General features: G+C 70.4%; 17 protein-coding genes. 3 read left to right on the top strand and 14 right to left on the bottom strand.

Annotated elements, in window-relative coordinates; all coding sequences use genetic code 11:
• Positions 1-3: 3 nt before the first annotated feature.
• Positions 4-444, bottom strand: coding sequence for a helix-turn-helix transcriptional regulator (locus tag ABGB18_RS19840; RefSeq protein ID WP_347697016.1), 441 nt, complete (start codon positions 442-444; stop codon positions 4-6).
• 279 nt (positions 445-723) lie between these two features.
• On the bottom strand, positions 724-1,164 hold the full coding sequence (locus ABGB18_RS19835) for an SPW repeat protein (protein ID WP_347697015.1): 441 nt from the start codon (positions 1,162-1,164) through the stop codon (positions 724-726).
• A gap of 154 nt (positions 1,165-1,318) precedes the next feature.
• On the opposite strand from ABGB18_RS19835, the gene ABGB18_RS19830 reads away from it, so the two are divergent.
• On the top strand, positions 1,319-1,786 hold the full coding sequence (locus tag ABGB18_RS19830) for a MarR family transcriptional regulator (protein WP_347697014.1): 468 nt from the start codon (positions 1,319-1,321) through the stop codon (positions 1,784-1,786).
• Positions 1,787-1,792: 6 nt separating this feature from the next.
• On the opposite strand, the gene ABGB18_RS19825 is transcribed toward ABGB18_RS19830, so the two are convergent.
• The 5 genes from ABGB18_RS19825 to ABGB18_RS19805 form a co-directional block, all read right to left on the bottom strand.
• Entirely contained in the window at positions 1,793-2,248 is a 456-nt protein-coding gene (locus ABGB18_RS19825) for a nitroreductase family deazaflavin-dependent oxidoreductase (RefSeq protein ID WP_347697013.1), read from the bottom strand.
• A gap of 293 nt (positions 2,249-2,541) precedes the next feature.
• Entirely contained in the window at positions 2,542-3,798 is a 1,257-nt protein-coding gene (gene fmdA, locus ABGB18_RS19820) for a formamidase (RefSeq protein ID WP_347697012.1), read from the bottom strand.
• Positions 3,799-3,864: 66 nt separating this feature from the next.
• Complete coding sequence (locus ABGB18_RS19815) at positions 3,865-3,993, bottom strand: hypothetical protein (RefSeq protein WP_347697011.1); 129 nt, start codon at positions 3,991-3,993, stop codon at positions 3,865-3,867.
• 779 nt (positions 3,994-4,772) lie between these two features.
• The gene (locus ABGB18_RS19810; protein ID WP_347697010.1) at positions 4,773-5,123 is read right to left on the bottom strand and encodes a hypothetical protein; all 351 of its coding nucleotides are present in this window, start codon (positions 5,121-5,123) and stop codon (positions 4,773-4,775) included.
• 165 nt (positions 5,124-5,288) lie between these two features.
• Positions 5,289-5,906 carry a GntR family transcriptional regulator gene (locus tag ABGB18_RS19805; RefSeq protein WP_347697009.1) on the bottom strand — a complete coding sequence of 206 codons (618 nt, stop codon included), beginning with the start codon at positions 5,904-5,906 and terminating at the stop codon, positions 5,289-5,291.
• A gap of 55 nt (positions 5,907-5,961) precedes the next feature.
• On the opposite strand from ABGB18_RS19805, the gene aceE reads away from it, so the two are divergent.
• Complete coding sequence (gene aceE, locus ABGB18_RS19800; RefSeq protein ID WP_347697008.1) at positions 5,962-8,421, top strand: pyruvate dehydrogenase (acetyl-transferring), homodimeric type; 2,460 nt, start codon at positions 5,962-5,964, stop codon at positions 8,419-8,421.
• A gap of 89 nt (positions 8,422-8,510) precedes the next feature.
• On the opposite strand, the gene ABGB18_RS19795 is transcribed toward aceE, so the two are convergent.
• Complete coding sequence (locus tag ABGB18_RS19795) at positions 8,511-11,270, bottom strand: BTAD domain-containing putative transcriptional regulator (protein ID WP_347697007.1); 2,760 nt, start codon at positions 11,268-11,270, stop codon at positions 8,511-8,513.
• Positions 11,271-11,388: 118 nt separating this feature from the next.
• The gene (locus tag ABGB18_RS19790; protein ID WP_347697006.1) at positions 11,389-11,550 is read right to left on the bottom strand and encodes a hypothetical protein; all 162 of its coding nucleotides are present in this window, start codon (positions 11,548-11,550) and stop codon (positions 11,389-11,391) included.
• Between ABGB18_RS19790 and ABGB18_RS19785 the strand changes: the two genes are divergently transcribed.
• Entirely contained in the window at positions 11,544-12,038 is a 495-nt protein-coding gene (locus ABGB18_RS19785) for a hypothetical protein (protein WP_347697005.1), read from the top strand. The genes ABGB18_RS19790 and ABGB18_RS19785 overlap by 7 nt on opposite strands.
• A 50-nt stretch (positions 12,039-12,088) precedes the next feature.
• On the opposite strand, the gene ABGB18_RS19780 is transcribed toward ABGB18_RS19785, so the two are convergent.
• The 5 genes from ABGB18_RS19780 to ABGB18_RS19760 form a co-directional block, all read right to left on the bottom strand.
• Positions 12,089-13,978 (bottom strand): S9 family peptidase, encoded by a 1,890-nt coding sequence (locus ABGB18_RS19780; protein WP_347697004.1) that lies wholly within the window; start codon positions 13,976-13,978, stop codon positions 12,089-12,091.
• A gap of 168 nt (positions 13,979-14,146) precedes the next feature.
• Complete coding sequence (locus ABGB18_RS19775) at positions 14,147-15,004, bottom strand: carbohydrate ABC transporter permease (RefSeq protein WP_347697003.1); 858 nt, start codon at positions 15,002-15,004, stop codon at positions 14,147-14,149.
• On the bottom strand, positions 15,001-15,948 hold the full coding sequence (locus tag ABGB18_RS19770) for a sugar ABC transporter permease (RefSeq protein ID WP_347697002.1): 948 nt from the start codon (positions 15,946-15,948) through the stop codon (positions 15,001-15,003). Before ABGB18_RS19770 ends, ABGB18_RS19775 begins: the two co-directional genes overlap by 4 nt.
• A gap of 7 nt (positions 15,949-15,955) precedes the next feature.
• On the bottom strand, positions 15,956-17,296 hold the full coding sequence (locus tag ABGB18_RS19765; protein WP_347697001.1) for a hypothetical protein: 1,341 nt from the start codon (positions 17,294-17,296) through the stop codon (positions 15,956-15,958).
• A 184-nt stretch (positions 17,297-17,480) separates the two neighbouring features.
• Positions 17,481-18,722, bottom strand: a complete 1,242-nt coding sequence (locus ABGB18_RS19760) for an ROK family transcriptional regulator (protein WP_347697000.1) — start codon at positions 18,720-18,722, stop codon at positions 17,481-17,483.
• Between the last annotated feature and the right edge of the window lie 46 nt (positions 18,723-18,768).

The raw sequence follows: 18,768 nt of genomic DNA, 5'->3' as shown, positions 1-18,768 counted from the left end.
ACGCTAGGCGGCGGCCTCACGTCCTGCTTCTCCATTTCTGCTCGGGGCGTTTCTGGTCGGCCGGGTGCGCACCATGGCCACGCAGGAAGGCATGGCCGCCTCGGCCCGGTGGTCCCGCGCCCGGTAGGCGCTCGGCGTCTCGCCCACGAGCTCGGTGAACCGGGAGCTGAACGAACCGAGCGATGTACAGCCGACCTCCATGCACGCGTCGGTCACGCTGACACCCGCGCGCAGCAGCGCCATCGCCCGCTCGATGCGGCGGGTCATGAGGTAGCTGTAAGGCGTCTCGCCGTAGGCGGCCCGGAACTGCCGGGAGAAGTGCGCCGGTGACATGAGCGCGTGGCGCGCCATCGTCGGCACGTCGAGCGGGCGGGCGTATTCCCGGTCGATCAGATCCCGCGCCCGTCGCAGATGGGCGAGGTTGGCGAGCTCCTGCGGGGTCATGGGGGAAGGGTATCACCGCCCCCGCCAAGGCCCTGAGCTGTGAAGATCCAGGCTCGGGCGCCCGGAGTCACGACGGTCTGCCGGTACGGAAGATCAACCGCAAGTACGCTCTGAATGAGATCCCCAGCGCACGGAAAGGCGCTTCCATGCCGAGCGAGATCGGTGAGATGGGAGCCGCCGACCGGGAAGCGACGCGGTTCCTCATCGACGAGGCGCTCGGGTATGTCTACACGGGAGCCGGCGTGGGCCGGCTCCCGTCTGATGGGTTCGCCCGGGCAGTCAGCGGCGCCGGCCCAGCGGCGAGCCGAATGGGCGGTTCATCCCGGCCATCGCGGCGAGCCCGAGCAGTACAGCGAGTGCGCCGGTCACCACGTTGTTCCAGATCGTCCCTGTCGTGGCGACGTCTCCGCTGACGACCCAGGGTGCGATGATCGTCCACACGCCGATCAGCGGTGCGATCCAGGCGATGCCGTGCGTCCGCCCGTAGGCGGAGGCGAATCCGGCGGCCAGCATCGCCAGCGCGAGCCCGACGACCAGGTTGTTGACCGTCAGGGTTGTGAATCCGTTGAACCCGACGACCCACGGAGAGATCGCGAGGTAGAGCCCGGTCAGGAACGTGAGACCGGCGACCGCCTTGGCGATCGGTGACTCCGCGGCGAGCTCGTATTTCGCTCGCAGTTCCGCGATGTCGGGGTGCATCCGCATGGTCTCGCCAGCCATGTCTTTCACCACCTTTGCGCATGCACCAGCATGCGTGCCTGAGGCTGTGAGAACGACGGCCGTTGATTGACGGCGGCGTAAGCTTCCGACCCTTTGCGGCCGCCCGATTTGTATCTCTTTGTGTGATAATATCACGTTAAGAGGGGTTGTTGTTATGGGGCGACCGTCGGAACGACTCACCGATCAGGACTACGCCAACCTGCTCTCGTCGCGGGCCTGGCTCCGCTCCTTCCTGTGGTGGAGCGAGCAGCGGGCGGCCGAGGTGGGTCTCACGTCGGCGCAGCACCAGTTGCTCCTGGCGGTTCGCGGTCATTCCGACTCCCGCGGGCCCACCATGGGCGAGCTCGCCGGCTATTTGTGCACCCGGCACCACAGCGCCGTACAACTGGCCGACCGGGTGGAGCGGCTCGGCCTGATCAGGCGCAACCGGGGAAGGGCCGGGGATCGCCGCGAGGTGCGCCTCACCCTTACCGAAGCGGGCCGGCTGAAGCTGTCCCTGCTCAGCGCCGCCCATCTGGAGGAGCTCCGGCGCCTCGCCCCGCTGATCAACGCGCTGCTGGAGCTGCCGAACCGCAGCGGCCGATTTCTGCTCGGCCCGCTGGGGCAGCCTTCGCCGCCCTGACCCCGTTCAGGTGGGCCGGAACGCCACCGCGTACACCTGCTGGACGGCCATGGGGTCGCCGGGCAGGCCGAGCCTCGGCGCGAGCAGCCTCCAGACGACCGGATGGGCCGATCGGTAGCGGCTGAGCAGGACCCGGGCCTGCTGGAGCGTCAGGAACCGGTGCTCGGGGGCGCGCAGCCGGCGCCGGCCCAGGCGTACTTCCAGGGCGGGGCCGGCTTCGAGGTTGCGGTACCAGTCGCTCGCGCGCCCCCAGCCGGACACGACGTAGACCGTCGAGGTCGCCCGGTCCAGGCCGACCACCTCCAGCACCGTCTCGCGGCGCAGGCCCGTGCGGCGGCCCCGGGTCGCCAGGTAGAGGAACCGCCGCCCCAGAATCCATCCCAGATCGAGCCGGTACAGCAGCAGCGGCGCGCGCATGACCGCGCGGAGCGCCCCCCTGCGTTCGGCGGTGGTCAGTGCCATTCTTCTCGCTCCGAGGTACGCGGGCCGGAAAAGCCCATGCCCGCCGGTTTTCGGAAAGGCCACGGGTCAAATCTCGTCCATTATTGCCCACTGCATTTTTTATCTGAAATATGCCGGGCATACCCGAGTGCCCTGAGAGCGAAGATCGGTCCCCACCCGCGCGCGTGGCTGTACAACAGTGCCCATGGATACAGGCGATGGGTTCCAGGTGAGTGGGGAGGCTGATCCGTTCGCCACCCCGGTGGAGGCCGAACCGAGCTTCCCCACCCCGTCCGGCTGACTGAGAGGGCGGTTCAGGTGAAGGCGGCGTGCGGGGCGCTGGTGCCCGGTGACACGCGGGCCGGGCCAGACGCGCCGGGACGGATGTCGAAGTCGAAGATCGCGGTCGGCAGGTAGACGGTGGCGCAGGAGTTGGGGATGTCCACCACCCCCGACAGCCGGCCCTCGATCGGCGCGGCCCCGAGCAGCAGGTATGCCTGCTCGGGACTGTACCCGAACGCCGTCAGGTAGTTGATCGCGTGCAGGCAGGCCCGCTGGTAGGCCAGTTGCGAGTCCAGGTAGCGCTGCTCGCCGTCCAGCGTGACCGACACCCCGGAGAACGCCAGCCACTCGCTGTACTGGGGGGCGACGCGGCCCGGCATGAAGATGGCGTTCTCGCTCACGCCGTACGTCTGCATGCCGCCCTTGATGAGATCGACGTGCAGGTCGACGAAGCCGCCCATCTCGATGGCGCCGCAGAAGGTGATCTCGCCGTCGCCCTGGGAGAAGTGCAGGTCGCCGACCGACAGGTTGGCGCCGGGGACGAACACCGGGTAGAAGACGCGGGAGCCCTTGGTGAGGTTCTTGATGTCCTGGTTGCCGCCGTTCTCCCGGGGCGGCGCGGTACGGGCGGCTTCGCCCGCGACGCGGTCGTACTCGGACGAGGGCACCGACCCGAGGACGGCGTCCCGCGGCTCGGGCGGCAGGGCCAGCGGCGGCACCCGGTGCGGGTCGGTGGCGATCAGCGCCGCCTCCCGCGCGTTCCACTTCCCCAGCAGCTCCGCCGAAGGCGCGGTGCCCATGAGCCCGGGGTGGACGATGCCGGTGAACGACACCGCTGGGATGTGGCGGGACGTGGCGTTCTGGCCGGAGAAGTCCCAGATGGCCTTGTAGGCGTCGGGGAACTGCTCGGTGAGGAACCCGCCGCCGTTCCTGGTGGCGAAGATCCCGGTGTAACCCCAGCCCTGCCCGGCCAGCGGACCGCTGTCCTCCTGTGGGATGGGCCCCACGTCGAGGATGTCCACGATCAGCAGGTCGCCCGGCTCGGCACCCTCGATCGCGAACGGGCCGCTGAGCGCGTGCACAGTCGTCAGCGGGGCGTCGCGGATGTCCTCGGCGGAGTCGTCGTTGTGGATCGCGCCGTCGAACCACTCCCGGCAGTGGACCCGGAAGCTGTCGCCCGGCGTGACCCGGGCCACCGGCGGGATCTCGGGATGCCAGCGGTTGTGACCGATCTTGGCCTGGTCGGTGAACTTCTTGGTCGAGTCGAGCGGGAAGATCAGCTCTGGCACGGCTGGGTTCCTCATCGGTTCTGGGAGTAAGCCATCCGGCAGACTCCTGATCAGGCGCAGGGACGGTCACGGACGCGGCAGGCGGCTGGTGGCGGGATGGGCGGCCACCGCGCCCCCGCCGCGACGCCGCGGCAGCGCCGTGACGACCTCGGGCTCGGTGGCGCTGCGCTCCGCACGCCCCAACCGCGCGGACACGGCGGCCGGAGTACGCCTCAGCCTCGGCGCCGAGAACACCCGGGCCGAGGTCGCGCCACAGTCCGGGCACGGCACCGAGGCGGGTGCGGTGCCGATCGGAAATGCGATCGCGAGGTCGCTGCAATCTGGACAGCGATAGCCGTACATCGCCATGGCGGGCGCCTTTCGAGCGGGTTCGAGCCGATCGTCTCCCGGGGCACGACCGCTGTCGAGGCGACCTCGGGAAACGGCCTCAGATCCGGATATACCTGCAACTCGACGAGCGAATGACCGGGAATCGATCTCGCTTACGCCAAACTTGCCCGCACAGTACGGAAGATCGCTCAGCCCTCCGCAAAAACCACGCAACGTACGTTCTCGCGCGCCGCCCCCGAAACTGGGGATGCCGCCGCGGACGGATTCAGCGCGCCGGTGCCGCCTGCCCGCCGGGACAGGAGGCGGGGGACGGCGCGGCCGGGGCCCTGTCGTACAGGTATCCCTGGAAGAGGACGCATTGCGGGGGCGTCGAGCTTGCTGATGTCGTCCATCCGGAGAGTCGCCAGGTTGCCGTTTACCGGCAGGCGCGACTCCCGGAAGTTGAGGTTTCCCGTGACCCCGTTGTATTCGAAGTCGTTCTCCCGGACCTTCTGAGCCACGGCCCCGCGGTCGGGGATGTTGCGGCTGGCTGCCTCGGCATGGTGGTCACCGTGCGGCGGGAGCCGACCGGCGAGGAGCTCATCGACGCGGCCCGGCGGCACAACCCCGGCACCCGCCTGACCGGGGGTCCCGGCCCGGTGTCGTCACCAGCCCTTGGAGTAGCCGCCGAACCTCTCCGCCATGTCCCTGGCCCATTGCGCGGTCTTGGCCAGTTGGTCGGCGTCGATGGGTGAGCCGGGGATCCAGCCCATGCGCTCCACCTGCTCGGCGAAGCGCAGGTGCTCCTGGCGCGCGTGCTCCCGGCAGGCGAGGCAGGTGACGCTTTCCGGGCGGGGCGAGGTCATCGCGTAGGCCACCTGGAGCCCGCAGCCGGTGGTGACGACACTCGGCGCGTCGGGCACGGCACCCAGTGTGGAGGCGATCAGGTTGCGGTAGTCGGCACCGGCCTGCATCACCTTGCGCTCGACGTGGATGTGCGGATCGGCCTCGCTCATCTCCGGCCACGCCTCCGTCCGAGTCGTCCTGGAATCAGCCTAATGCGTTACCCCCGGATTGGTCGGGCCGATCTTGGCGCGGCCGCGCGGCGGGCCGACGGCGACAGGTCGTGGGTCGCCGAGGACGCGGATTCGGTCAATGGCGACCGATTGAGTGGGCTCGGGTCAGCGGCGAGCGGTTGAGGAGTAGTCGAGGACGTGTTCGCGCAGCAGCGCGCCCACGTGCGGGTCGTCACGTTCGAACGCCGCCACGAGCGCCTCGTGACCGGCGGTGTTCTCCACCGCCCGGGCCCGGAACAGGCGGATCGACAGGTGTGTCCACACTTCGACGCCGAGGGACTCCCACACCGCCAGCAGCACGTCGTTGCCGGGCGCCTTGACGATCTCGCGGTGGAAGGCCACGCCGTGGCGGACCTGGTCGGTCAGGGAGTCGGCGGCGGCCGCCGCGTGCAGGCCGGCGACGTGGGCGCGCAGGGCCGCCACGGGCGGGCGGCGCAGCCGTACGGCCGTCTCCTCCAGGCCCGCGCGCACCTGATAGACCTCGCGCAAATCCGTCTCGGTGAGTTTGCGCACACGCGCGCCCCGGTTGGGGGCGGACTCGATCAGCCGGAGCGCCTCCAGCTCGCGCAGCGCCTCGCGCACCGGGGCCTGGCTGACGCCGAGCTCGGTGGCGAGCTGGCGCTCGACGACGCGGTCACCTGGCCCCCAGCGGCCGTCGATGAGGCCATCGAGCACGACCTGCCGGATCTGATCCCGAAGCGGTGAGCGCACGACAGGTTTCACCACAGCATAGTAATACAGACATCGGACGATCGATCATAGGGTGTTTAATGGTGACATGGAGAAAGACCTCGATCCGCAGGAAACCGCCGAATGGCTTGAATCGCTGGAGGCGGTCCGGCGGGCAGCGGGCCCCGAACGGGCCGATTACCTGCTGCGCAGGCTGGCCACAAGCAGCCGCTACATCAACACCGTACCGACGTCGGATGAGCCCGAGTATCCGGGGGACCTCGCGATCGAGGAGCGCGTCGCGGCCTACGATCGGTGGAACGCCGCGGTCATGATCACCAGGGGCAGCAAGCTGGGGCTCGGCGGCCATCTGGCGACCTACGCCTCGGCCGCCTGGCTGTACGAGGTGGGCTTCAACCACTTCTTCCACGGTGAGCACGACCAGGTCTATTTCCAGGGCCACGCCTCGCCCGGGATCTACGCCCGGGCCTACCTGGAGGGCAGGCTGAGCCTGGAGCAGCTCGATCTGTTCCGGCGCGAGCCCGAGGGCGGATTGCCGTCATACCCGCATCCGCGGGCCATGCCGGACTTCTGGCAGTTCCCCACTGTCTCCATGGGCCTCGGCCCGCTCAATGCGATTTACCAGGCCCGTTTCAACCGCTATCTGCACAACCGTGGCATCAAGGACACGTCGCGGAGTCACGTGTGGGCCTTCCTCGGTGACGGCGAGATGGACGAGCCGGAGTCCACGGCCGCCCTCACGCACGCCGCCCGCGAGGGGCTGGACAACCTCACCTTTGTGATCAACTGCAACCTGCAGCGGCTCGACGGGCCCGTACGCGGTAACACCCGCATCGTGTCGGAGCTCGAAAGCGTCTTCAGGGGCGCCGGCTGGCATGTGGTGAAGGCGTTGTGGGGCTGGGAGTGGGACGAGCTGCTCCGCTCGGAGGAGCTGGTGGCCCGGCTGGGCACGGTGCCCGACGGGCAGTTCCAGACGTTCGCCGCCGCCGACGGGGCCTACATCAGGGAGCACCTGTTCCAGGGGCTGGACGTGCGGTTCTCCGATGAGCACCTGCGGCGCGTCATCGGCGGTTCGCGGGCCGGCCACGAGCCGCGCAAGGTGCACGCCGCCTACCGCCGGGCCCTGGACAACCGTGGCGCGCCCACCGTGGTTCTCGTACAGACCGTCAAGGGGTGGACGCTCGGCGCCGGGATCGAGGCGCGCAACGCCAACCACCAGATGAAGAAACTCACCAACGAGGAGTTCCGCGTCCTGCGCGACCGGCTCGACCTCCCCGTGCCGGACCGCGAGCTCGACGGCGACCTGCCGCCCTACCTGCACCCCGGCCCCGACTCGCCGGAGGCCCGCTACGTGGCCGAGCGGCGGCGCGCCCTCGGTGGCCCCGTGCCGAGCCGGCGGGTCTCCCACCACCCGCTGCCCGAGCCCGGCGAGCGCCCCTTCCGCGCGCTGGAGAAGGGCTCCGCGCAGCCGGTGGCGACCACGATGGCCTTCGTCCGCCTCGTCAAGGACCTCATGAAGGAGCCGGAGACGGGACGCCGCTGGGTGCCGATCGTGCCGGACGAGGCCAGGACGTTCGGCATGGAGTCGCTCTTCCCCACCGCCAAGATCTACTCCCCGCTGGGCCAGCGCTACGAGTCCGTCGACCGGGAGCTGCTGCTGGCCTACAAGGAGGCGACCGACGGGCAGATCCTGCTCGAAGGCATCACCGAGGCCGGATCGATGGCCTCCTTCGCCGCCGCGGCGTCCAGCTACGCCACGCACGGCGAGCCCATGATCCCCTTCTACATCTTCTACTCGATGTTCGGCTGGCAGCGCACCGGCGACCAGATGTGGGCGCTGGCCGACCAGCTCGGCCGCGGGTTCCTCATCGGCGCCACCGCCGGCCGGACCACGATGACGGGAGAAGGGCTGCAGCACGCGGACGGGCACTCCCAGCTCCTGGCCTCCACCAACCCCGCGTGCCTGGCCTACGACCCCGCCTTCGCCTACGAGGTGGGGGTGATCGTGCGCGAGGGCCTCAGGCGGATGTACGGGCCCGCCGCCGAGGACGTGTTCTACTACCTGACCGTCTACAACGAGCCGATGCCCCAGCCGGCGATGCCCGAGGGCGTCGAGGAGGGCATCCTCCGGGGCATCTACCGCTATTCCGCCGGCGGCGGCCAGGCTCACCTGCTGGCCAGCGGCACCGCGATCCACTGGGCGCTGGCCGCGCAGCGCCTGCTGCGGGAGGAGTACGGCCTGGGCGTCGACGTCTGGTCCGTCACCTCGTGGAGCGAGCTGCGCCGTGACGCCATGACCGCGACGGACGTGCCCTTCCTGCGCAAGGCCCTGGCCGGGATCGACGGCCCGGTGATCGCGGTCAGCGACTGGATGCGCGCCGTCCCCGACCAGATCCGGCCCTGGATCGACCAGCCGTGGACGTCGCTCGGCACCGACGGGTTCGGGCTGTCCGGCACCCGCGAGTCCGTACGCAGGCACTTCGGCGTCGACCCGCGCTCGATCGCCGACGCCGTGCTCAAGGGCGTCGAGGAGTCCACCCGGCGCTGACCCGCCCGGTTCACCACCGGGCCGCCACCGGTTCGCCGGCCGGCGGCCCGGTGGCGGACCCGAGGCCGGCGGCGTGACAGCTCCTTCCGCTACCGGGACGCGTGGCCGTTCAGCCTGGCGCGGAGCTTGTCCGCGTCCGGGTCGTCGAGCTGCTCCAGGATGCCGAGCGCGCGGCCCAGCGTGTCACGGGCGGCCTGCTCGTCACCGCAGGCCTCCTGTACGTCTCCCAGGTGGACGAGCGTGTCGGCCTCGCCCCAGCGGTCGCCGACGTCCTGGTAGAGGCGGACCGCGCGCTCGTAGTGGTCGATCGCCTCGGAGCGGCGGCCCAGCCGGTGATGGGCGTAGCCGAGGCTGTCGGACGCCTGGGCCTGGCCGTGCTTGTAGCCGTTCTCCTGCGCCAGGTCGAGGGCCTGCCGGCAGTGGAGGATGGCCTGCTCGTGGTCGCCGAGCAGGGCGTGATGGTAACCGAGCGAGTTGAGCAGCATGGCGATCGCTCCGACGTTGCCCGTCGTCCGAAAGTGATGGAGAGACTGCTCGGAGTGGGTGATGGCGTCGGCGTACCGGCCCTGTTTCTCGAGGATGAAGCTGAGGCCCTGGTGCGTGCGTGCCTGGCCGTCGATGTCCGCCAACTCGACGTACAGGGCGAGAGCCTGCCGGAGCCGGGTCCGGGCGTCGTCGTACTGGCCCAGCCGGATGTGCGCGCGGGCCAGACCGCAATGCGCCTGCGCCTCGGCGATCTTGTCGGCCTGCCGGCGGGCCGCCGACAGGGCGGTCCGCTGGGTGCTGAGCAGATCGTTCCAGTGCCCCTGCCGGTCCAGGTAGTCGCCGATGGCGGAGGCGAGTTGCCAGGCGTGGCTGTCGAGTCCGGTCCGGTCGGCCTGCTGCACGGCGGAGAGGATCACCTGGTGCACGGAAGTGAGCCAGGCCAGTGCCTGGCCGTCGTCCGCCGGTTCGACCGGGGTGGTCCCCGGCGGGGGGTCGCCGAGTGGCAGGGGACGCCGGTGCCGGTTGAGCTGGAGGCCGGCGGCGTAGGCGGAATGGAGGTAGTGGCCGAGCAGGCGGTGCAGGGCGGGCTCGTACTCGTCGCTGGCGGTGACGAGCTCCACGGCGTAGGCCCACACCAGGTCGTGCATGGTGTAGCGGCCGGGGAGGTGCTCGATGAGCAGGTGCGCGCGGATGAGCTCGGCGAGCAGCGGCCTGACCTCGCCTGCCGCCAGACCGGTCAGGCTGGCCACGGCGTCCCGGTCGATGTCCGGCCCGAGGGTGGTGCCGAGCAGCTTGAAGAGGCGCGCGGCCGATGGCGTCAGGGCACGGTAGGACCAGGAGAAGACCGTACGCAGGTCGGCGTGGTGCTCTCCGGCGTCGAACGCGTCCAGCGCGTACGCGCGCAACTGCCCGGCCAGCTCGGACAGCGGGAGGCGGGGCTGCATGGCGGCGCGGGCGGCGATGATGCCCAGCGCCAGGGGCAGACCGGCGCAGTGGGCGAGCAGCTCGTCGGTGGCCGCCGGTTCGGCGTGGGTCCTGCCGGTGCCGAGGTGGCGGGTGAGGGTCTGGTGGGATTCGGCCGGGTCCAGGACGTCCAGGGTGATCGGGCGGGCGCCGTGGCCGGTGACCAGGCCGGTGAGCTGGTGGCGGCTGGTGACCAGGACCGCGCTGGACGGGCCCCCGGGGAGCAGCGGGGTGACCTGGGCGGTGTCGCGGGCGTTGTCCAGCATGATCAGCATCCGCTTGCCGGCCACCAGGGTGCGATACAGCGCCGCCTGCGCCTGCGGATCCGAGGGGATGGTGCCGGGGTCGGTGCCCAGGGCCTGCAGGAAGCCGCGCACTGCCGTCTCGGGAGACACTGGCGTGTCGGACGGGTCGAAGCCGCGCAGGTTGACGTAAAGCTGGCCGTCGGGGAAGCGGTGGAGGTTGCGGTGGGCCCAGTGCAGCGCCAGCCAGGTCTTGCCGATGCCGCCGGTGCCGCCGATCGCGGAGATGACGACCGTCCGGCCGCCCTGGCCGGCGGCCTCGTCGAGGGCGGCCAGCTCGTGGGCGCGGCCGGCGAAGGTGGGCGGTGGCGCCGGTAGCTGCCGCGGCGTCGGGACCGTGGCGGACGGGGTCGCGGTGAGGGCGGGGTCCGCGGTGAGGATCTGCTGGTGCAGACGCCGCAGCTCGGGGCCGGTGTCCACGCCGAGCTCCTCGGCCAGCCGCAGCCGGGTCTGCTCGTAGTGGACGAGGGCCTCGGCCTGGCGGCCGCAGCGGTAGAGGGCGAGGACGAGCTGTCCGGCGAGGCGCTCGTCCAGTGGATGGGCGACGGCCAGGCTGGTGAGATCGGTCAGGAGCGCGGCGTGCTCGCCGCGGCTGAGCCTGAGGTCGTGGTGGTCGAGCCGCGCGGTGAACCGCTCGCTTTCCAGGGCGTGCCGCAGGGTGGCCGCCCACGGGGTGTCCAGCCCGTCGAGGGGCGCGCCGCGCCACAGCCCCAGCGCCTGCTCGTAGAGGTCGGCCGCCGGACCTTCGCCGGCGCTGGCGCGGGCCCGGGCCAGCAGGGCGTGGAAGCGGTGCAGGTCCACCGCGTCCTCCTCGGCACGCAGGAGGTAGCCGCCGCTGCCGCGCCGGATGCCGCCGTCCCAGGTGGCGGGCAGGGCCGTACGCAGCCGGGACAGGTAGCTGTGCAGGGTCCCCGCGGCCCGCTGCGGCGGCGCCGCCCCCCACACGCACTCGGCCAGTCGCTCCACGGAGACGGGCTGGTTGACGTGCACCAGCAGGGCCGCCAGCACGCTCCGCTGCCGGGCCGGCCCCAGCTCGATCTCCTGCCCGCCGGCCCAGGCGCGCACCTGCCCCAGCACTTCGAACTCGACCCAGCCCACATCCTCCCCCAACCCGCGGACAGCAGACCCGCCATCGACCGTGATACCGCACGGTGCAGATTAGTCCCGCGGCCCACGACACCCTCCTGCGGGCTGCCCGGACCGGTCCGGCTGGGGGCTACGTCTGTTCGGCCGGTTCTTGGATGATCTTCCTGGGGCGCTGGATGAGGACCACACTCACGCCCACCAGCGCCGCGATCATCACGAGGCCGACGATGTTGGAGACGTCCACGGCGTGCGCGATCCCGGTCGAATGCTGGTTGGATGGGGCCCATGGCATCAGGACGGGGCGCGGGCTGGTTGCTGATCGCTGCTTCGGTGTTCTTTCTGGTGATCTCACTTGTCGCGTTCGCGTCCCCGGGCCTGGTTCACATGTACGACGACATGAACCAGGGCCACAGCTTCGACACGACCACCCTCCGCCAGGGCTCGCCGTACGAGGTGTCGATGTTCGGCGGCGGCCCGGCCGCGGGCGAGCGGGTCACCTGCACGCTGTCCCCCGGGTACGGCCGGCAGGGTGTCCCGGTCACCCTGACCCCGGCACCGGCCAACGACAGCGATGTCGTCGGCACGTTCGTCTCGCCGGTGTCCGGCGAATACGGCTGGGAGTGCGGCGCCGAGGCGTTCGGCACGCTCATCCGCCCGGTGCCCGGCAACTCGGAATACTTCTGGGCCGGAACGGGCGGCCTCTTCCTCCTCGCCGGGGTGACCTTCCTCGTCAGGAGCGGACGACGCCGGCGAAAGGTCGCGGCACCGCCCCAGCCGTAGCGGTCGTGGGCGCTGATGCCCACGGCCGTGCGCGCACCGGCGGGGTGCGCCTACAGGTGCCGTCCCCACCAGTCGAGGATGGCCTCGAAGCGGGCCACCCGGTGGCTGGGAAGCCCCGAACGGGACATCTCATGCCCCTCCCCGGGGAACAGCAGCAGCTCCGACTCCACCCCCCGCAGTTGCAGCTTGACGAACAGCCGCTGCGCCTGCTCCACCGGGCACCGCCAGTCGTGCTCCGAATGAATGATCAGGAACGGCTTGTCGATCTTGTCGGCGTGTGTGAGGGGGCTCTGCTCCACCCAGCGCGCCGGGTCGTCGCCGTACAGGTCACGCGCGAACGACCATCCGATGTCACTGCTGCCGTGGAAGCTGTCGATCGCGTTGACCGCGCGCTCGCTGATCGCCGCCTTGAACCGGTCGCCGTGGTGGGCGGCCATCCACGTGGTCATGAAGCCTCCGTGCGAGCCGCCGAGCACTCCCGCGCGGGAGGCGTCCAGGCCGCCGGTGGCCAGGGCGGCGTCGAACAGCGCCAGCAGGTCCAGGGCCGACCGGCGGCCGACGTCGCCGAAGATGTGCCGGCCGTGCGCCTGGCCGTAGCCGGAGGAGCCGCGCGGGTTGCCCATGACGACCGCGTAACCGGCCGAGGCGTACACCTGGGCCTCGTCGAAGACGCGCCAGCCGTACTGCGCGAAGGGGCCGCCGTGGATCATGAGGAGTACGGGGTGCGGCCCCTCGCCGGCGGGCCGGACGATCCAGCCGTGTACCGGGTAGCCGTCCGGGGCCGTGCCGGTGACCTCCTCGATGGGCAGCACGTCGAGGCCGGAGCCGAAGGAGGTGAGGGTGGCCTCCGCGCCGTCGCGGAGTACGACCAGTTCGCCGGTGCTGCGGGTGTCGGCGACGGTGACGACGGTGACACCGGCGGCGTGGGCGACGGCGTTGACCTCGCGGTGCCCGTCGATCAGCACGGTGGGCTCGGTGCCCGCGTACGGTACGCGCAGCAGGTCCTTGGCACCCCGGTTCTCCACGGTGACGAGCACACCGTCGGCGGTGGGGACGTACGGGACGACGGGCAGGTGGAAGCGCTCCTCGTCGGTGAGGCGGCGGGGCGTGCCACCGGCGAGCGGCACCAGCCAGAGCCCGAAGTTCCTGCCGACCAGCTCGCGGCCCTCGGGACCCGCCTCGGCGCCGAGGAAGCACAGGGCGTCGCCGTCCGGGGTGAAGCGCGGCGCGGCCACCGACAGGCCGGTGGCGGTGACGCGGCGCAGGTCCGAGCCGTCGGAGGCGCACACCCACACGTCGTCGGTGAGCGTGCTGTCCCGCTCGTCGTGGCGGGCGGCCACGAACGCGAGCAGCGCGCCGTCCGGGCTCCACGCGACCCCGCCGTGGTCGAAGTCCCCCTCGGTCACCTGGGTGGCCGCGGGCTCCTCGGTGAAGGGATCGACGACGAAGACGTGGGCGCGCCGGTCGAGGAAGAAACCCACGTTGTCCCGCCGGTACTTGAAGCCGGTGACGCGGCGCGGCCGTTCCTTCTCCGGCGGGGTGTCGACGTACCGGCCCTCCTCGGGCACGCGTGCGACGAAGGCCAGCCGCCGCGAGTCGGGGCTCCACACCGGCTCGCCGGCGCCGAGCGGCTGGTCGGTGACCTTCAGCGGCTCGCCGCCGGCGGTGGGCATCACGTAGACCTGCGGCTTGGCGCCGTCGCCGCCGCGGACGAAGGCCAGCCAGGCGCCGTCGGGGGAGTAGGCGGGCTGGTCGTCGCGCGGACCTCTCGTCAGCCGGCGCGGCTCGGCGGAGCCGTCCGTCGGGACCAGCCAGAGGCCACCGCGGTACTCGTCGGTGTCGAGGTCGGGCCGGGACACGGCGACGATCGCGTGCTTCCCGTCGGGTGAGATCGTCGGCGCGCCGAGTGCGGGCAAAAGGGAGATATCCGCAGGTTTCATGCCAAAGACCCTAACTGTCGTACTTCTGCCGCTACAGCAACGAGGAGATCACGAATTTCCGCTCCGGTCACGACCTCCGGCACCGGCCATCCGGTTCCCCGGCCGGGGGTCACCGCCGGTCGCGCGGAGCCGTTGCGGGTCGCCCACCTGCCACCCGAGTGATCCCGGCTACTTGAGGGAGCCCGCGGCGAGCCCGGCGCGCCAGAACCGCTGGAGGAGGATGAACAGGATGATCACCGGCACGATCGACACCAGCGAGCCGGTGATCACGGACTCCTGCAGGAGCGAGACCCGGGCGGTCTGGCCGTTCCACCCGTAGAGGCCGAGCGTGATCGGGAAGAGCGACTCCTCCTGCAGCATCACCATCGGCAGGAAGAAGTTGTTCCAGATGCCGACGAACTGGAACAGGAAGATGGTCACCAGCGACGGCGTCAGCAGCTTGAACGCCACCGAGAAGAACGTGCGGAACTCGCCGGCGCCGTCCAGCCGCGCCGCCTCGATGATCTCGTCGGGAACGGCGGCGGCGGTGAAGACGCGGGCGAGGTAGACGCCGAACGGGCTGACGATGCTGGGCAGGAACACCGCGAGATAGGTGTTGACGATCCCGGTAGCCGAGAACAGCAGGAACAGCGGGAGCGCGAGCGCGGTGGTGGGAACGAGGACACCGCCGAGGATGACGGAGAACAGGAACTCCCGGCCCCGGAACCTGAACTTGGCCAGCGCGTAGCCGCACAGCGCGGAGATCAGCGTTCCGACGGCCGCGCCCAGCACCGCGTAGATCACGCTGTTCAGCGCCCACCGTCCGAAGATCCCGTCGCTGCGGCCGAACAGGGTGCTCAGGTTCTGGAACAGGTCGAAGTGCGAGAAGGCCAGCCCGAAGGTGGAGGCGAGGTCGCCCTGCGGTTTCGTGGCCGCGACGATCAGGAAGTAGACCGGCAGCAGGAAGTAGATCGCCAGCAGGAACATCAGCGCCATGGCGGCCGTGCGGCTGACGCGGCTTTCGCGGATCGGGGTCTGGATGCTCACAGTCCTGCCTTCTTCGAGGTCAGTCGCATGAACCCGAAGCTCAGGACGAAGGTGATGACGGCGATGACCACGGAGATCGCCGCTGCCTGCTGGTAGTTGTTCCCGGAGGCCACCGCGTAGGCGAGCATGTTCGGGGTGAACGTGCTCGAGATGTTCGAGGAGATCTGGCGCAGCACGGCCGGCTCGGCGTAGAGCTGCAGCGTGCCGATGATCGAGAAGACCGTGGTGAGGATGATCGACGGGGCGATGATCGGGACCTTGATCCGCCAGGCGATCGCCCAGTTGCTCGCGCCGTCGAGCTTGGCGGCCTCGTAGAGCTCCTCCGGGATCGCCTGCAGCGCCGAGAACATGATCAGCATGTTGTAGCCGGTCCAGAGCCAGGTGGAGACGTTCGCCGCCGACCACAGCACGGCGCCCGGGCCGAGGAAGTCCGGCTGCAGGCCGGCGCCTTTCAGCAGGTCGACGACGGGGCTGAGCTGCGGCGAGTAGAGGAACGACCACATGATCGCGGCGATCACCCCGGGTACGGCGTACGGCATGAACGCCGCGACGCGGAAGAAACCCTTGAGCCTCAGCAGGGGAGTGTCGAGCAGCAGCGCCATGACCAGCGCGACGAACAGCATGACCGGCACCTGCACGATGCCGAACAGCCCGATGCGCCCGATGCTGGCCCAGAACTCAGTGTTCTGGAACACCTGCGCGTACTGCTCGAAACCACCGAAAGTCGTGTACGACGTGCCGTACTGGCCACCGGTGCGGCGTACCACCAGGAAGCTCTGCCAGACCGCGTAGGCGATCGGCACCAGGTAGAACAGCACGAACGGGAGGAAGAACGGGGTCAGGAACGCGACGACGGTGCCCGCCCGGGGGCCGCCGTCGTCGGGGCGACGGCGGCCCCCGGGCTCTGCCACCACGCGGGCCGCGCGGGTTGCGATGTCAGCCATGCTGCGGTCAGTTGCCCGCCACGGCCGGGATCGCCTGGTCCTGCATCGACTTCAGCGCGGCGGCCTGGGCGGCCGAGATGGCGTCGGTGAGCTTGCCGCTGCCGGTCACCGCCTTGGCCATCGCGTCCTGCAGCGCCAGGTTCACCGTCTTCTGGGTCGGGCCCCAGGCGAAGCTGGTGTCGATGTTCTTCGACGACTGGGCGAAGACGTCGAAGATCTTCTCGTTGTCGTAGTACGGGATGCCTTCCGACAGGGCGGGAAGCGCCAGACCGGCGGTGGCCGCAGGGTAGAGGCCGCCCAGCTTGTTCTCCAGCGCGAGGGCTTCGGGGTCGGTGTTCAGCCAGGTGTTGAACTTGACCGACTCGTACAGGTGCGTGTTGCCCTTCATGAACGCGACGGTGGACCCGCCCCAGTCGCCGGACGCGGCGCTCGTGCCCCAGGTCGGCATCGGGACGATCGTCCACTTCCCGGCCTGGTCGGGCAGGTTGTCGCGCAGCATGCTGTAGCCCCAGGCGGCGCCGATGTAGGTGGCGACCTGGTCCTTCTGGTACGCGGCGTACATCGGGGGCGTGGCGTGGGCGAGGTCGGTGCGGACGAGCTTGGCGTCGATCAGCTTCTGCCAGTAGTCGGCGACCTGCCTGCTCTGCTCCGAATCGACGGTGACCTGCCACTTGTCGCCCGAGTAGCCGTACATCCTGGCGTTGTTCTGCCAGAGCAGCCCGTTGAAGAACTCGGCGTTGTTCGGGTCGAAGAACGTGATGCTGAGATCGGGGTCGGCGTCGTGCAGCTTTTGCGCGGCCGCCGCGTACTCGTCCCAGGTCTTCGGGATCTCGATGTGCCGCTTCTCGAAGATGTCCTTGCGGACGAAGAGGGCCATCGGGCCGGTGTCCTGCGGGAAGGCGAACACGCCGGTGTCACCGAAGCTGGTCTGCGACCAGGTCCACGGCACGAACTTCGACTTGGCCGCGGCGGCGTCCGCGCAGGCCGAGGCGTCCACGAAGGCGTTCTGGGTACGCATGCTGGGGAGCTGGTCGTAACCGATCTGCGCGAGCTCCGGCGCCTTGCCGGCCTTGAGGGCGTTGCCGAGGGTGCCGTACTGGTCGTTGGAGATGTTCTTCATCTCCACCTGGATGTTCGGGTTCTTCTTGTTCCACAGGGCGATGACCTGGTCCATGCCGGGGACGGTGTTCCAGTACTGGAGGGTGACCTTGCCCTTGGCGGGCTCGCAGGAGGCCGCGGAGGCATCACCCGAGGGGGCGGGCGAGGAGCACGCGGACAGTACGGAGACACTCGCTGCCGCGGCGGCGACGGCACCCAAGAGGCGGATGCGCGTGACTGTGTTGCTCATGTTTCCTTCTGACTAGCAACGGTGCTAGGCAGGCCGGCGTTGACACCTCAGGCGGGGGTCTCGGGAGGCCTTCCGGGTCGGAACGGACAGGGCGCGACGGTGTCGGTTCAAGCGCCGAGCGCCATGGCGGGTTAGCAAATCATGTTTTCAAATTGCCCGCAAGACTTTGTGAGGACAAAGTCGGTCACTCCGCGGCGAGAAGCAGGGCGGACGGACGGGGCGAGAAGGTGTTGTCGAGCACGAGCGTCGCGGCTCCGACGGCGGCGACGTCAACGGGGATCGCGGACTGGGCGAACCGCACCGAATGCGGCGTGACCAGGGCGGGATCGCCGCGTACCGCGTCCGGCAGCGCGGCGAGGATCGCCGGGGAGACGCGGGCCCAGAACGGCCCGCCGAAGATGACCTCGTCGATGTCGAGCAGGTTCACGATCACGACGATCGCGCGCGCCAGCGAGCGAGCGGTGTCGGCGAGGATCGCGCTCGCCCCGGGGTGCCCGGTCGCGGCGAGACCGGCCAGCCGGCCGAACGCCGCGTCCACGTCGACCATGTCCTCGGGATCGCCGGCCTCGGCCGCCGAGAGCACGCCGTCGAGCACCGCGCGTTCGACCAGCGCTCGCGGCACGGTGATGTACCCCACGCAGCCGCGCCGGCCGCACACGCACACCGGGCCGGCGGGATCGACGGTGATGTGGCCCGCGTCGCCCGCGTTGGAGCTGATGCCGCGAACGACCTCGCCCGCCACCGACAGGCCGGTGCCGAGACCGGTGCCGTAGTACATGAAGGCGAAGTCGCGGCTGCTGCCGGGGCCCGCGAACCACAGCTCGGCGACGACCGCGGCCGTCGTGTCCTTCTCCAGCAGCACGGGCAGGCCGGTCGCCTCGGCGAGCGCTCGCCGTAAGGCCACCCGGTGCCAGTTGGGCATCATCGGAGGGTTCAGCAGCACGCCGTCCTCGACGTTCACCGGGCCGGGGGAGGCGATGCCGATGCCGAGGATCCGGGACCTGTCCACGGCGGACCCCGCGATGAGCGCCTCGATCGCGTTCGCCATCTCCTCGAGGACCGCGCTCGGGTCTCCCGCGGTCGGCGTGCCGGTGCGCGAGTGGTCCCGGACCGTGCCGGACAGGTCGACGAGCACGTACGTCACCGCCGCCGGATCGATGTGCACCCCGACCGCGAAACCGCCGCCCGGGTTCAGCTTGACCACCGCCGCCGGCTTGCCGGGACCGCTCGTACGGGTGCCGTGCTCGTCGACGAGCCCCGCGTCGAGCAGCCGCCGGCAGACCTTCGTCACCGTCATCCCGCTGAGGGCGGTCAGGGCGGCGAGTTCGGACCTGGTGATCCCCTCGGGGCGCCGGCGGATGGCATCGAGAACGACCGTCTGGTTGTACTCACCGACGGCGGGCAGGTTCGTTCCCGTGCGATCCAAGGCCGGCCTCCCCACGTGCGTTGGCCCGTCGAAGCTCGGCGGTGTC

Source organism: Nonomuraea sp. B12E4, from assembly GCF_039871825.1.
Taxonomy (GTDB): Bacteria; Actinomycetota; Actinomycetes; order Streptosporangiales; family Streptosporangiaceae; genus Nonomuraea.
Note: the sequence above shows the minus strand (reverse complement) of the source record. Positions and strands in the feature narration are given on the sequence as shown.

Excerpts from the sequence above, each read along its gene's own strand:
- ABGB18_RS19785 (WP_347697005.1), top strand. The coding sequence starts at position 11,544 with ATGGCATCAGGACGGGGCGCGGGCTGGTTGCTGATCGCTGCTTCGGTG.
- aceE (WP_347697008.1), top strand. The coding sequence starts at position 5,962 with ATGGAGAAAGACCTCGATCCGCAGGAAACCGCCGAATGGCTTGAATCG.
- ABGB18_RS19790 (WP_347697006.1), bottom strand. The coding sequence starts at position 11,550 with ATGCCATGGGCCCCATCCAACCAGCATTCGACCGGGATCGCGCACGCC.
- ABGB18_RS19830 (WP_347697014.1), top strand. The coding sequence starts at position 1,319 with ATGGGGCGACCGTCGGAACGACTCACCGATCAGGACTACGCCAACCTG.
- ABGB18_RS19840 (WP_347697016.1), bottom strand. The coding sequence starts at position 444 with ATGACCCCGCAGGAGCTCGCCAACCTCGCCCATCTGCGACGGGCGCGG.
- ABGB18_RS19810 (WP_347697010.1), bottom strand. The coding sequence starts at position 5,123 with ATGAGCGAGGCCGATCCGCACATCCACGTCGAGCGCAAGGTGATGCAG.
- ABGB18_RS19770 (WP_347697002.1), bottom strand. The coding sequence starts at position 15,948 with ATGGCTGACATCGCAACCCGCGCGGCCCGCGTGGTGGCAGAGCCCGGG.
- ABGB18_RS19780 (WP_347697004.1), bottom strand. The coding sequence starts at position 13,978 with ATGAAACCTGCGGATATCTCCCTTTTGCCCGCACTCGGCGCGCCGACG.
- ABGB18_RS19835 (WP_347697015.1), bottom strand. The coding sequence starts at position 1,164 with ATGGCTGGCGAGACCATGCGGATGCACCCCGACATCGCGGAACTGCGA.
- ABGB18_RS19765 (WP_347697001.1), bottom strand. The coding sequence starts at position 17,296 with ATGAGCAACACAGTCACGCGCATCCGCCTCTTGGGTGCCGTCGCCGCC.
- ABGB18_RS19825 (WP_347697013.1), bottom strand. The coding sequence starts at position 2,248 with ATGGCACTGACCACCGCCGAACGCAGGGGGGCGCTCCGCGCGGTCATG.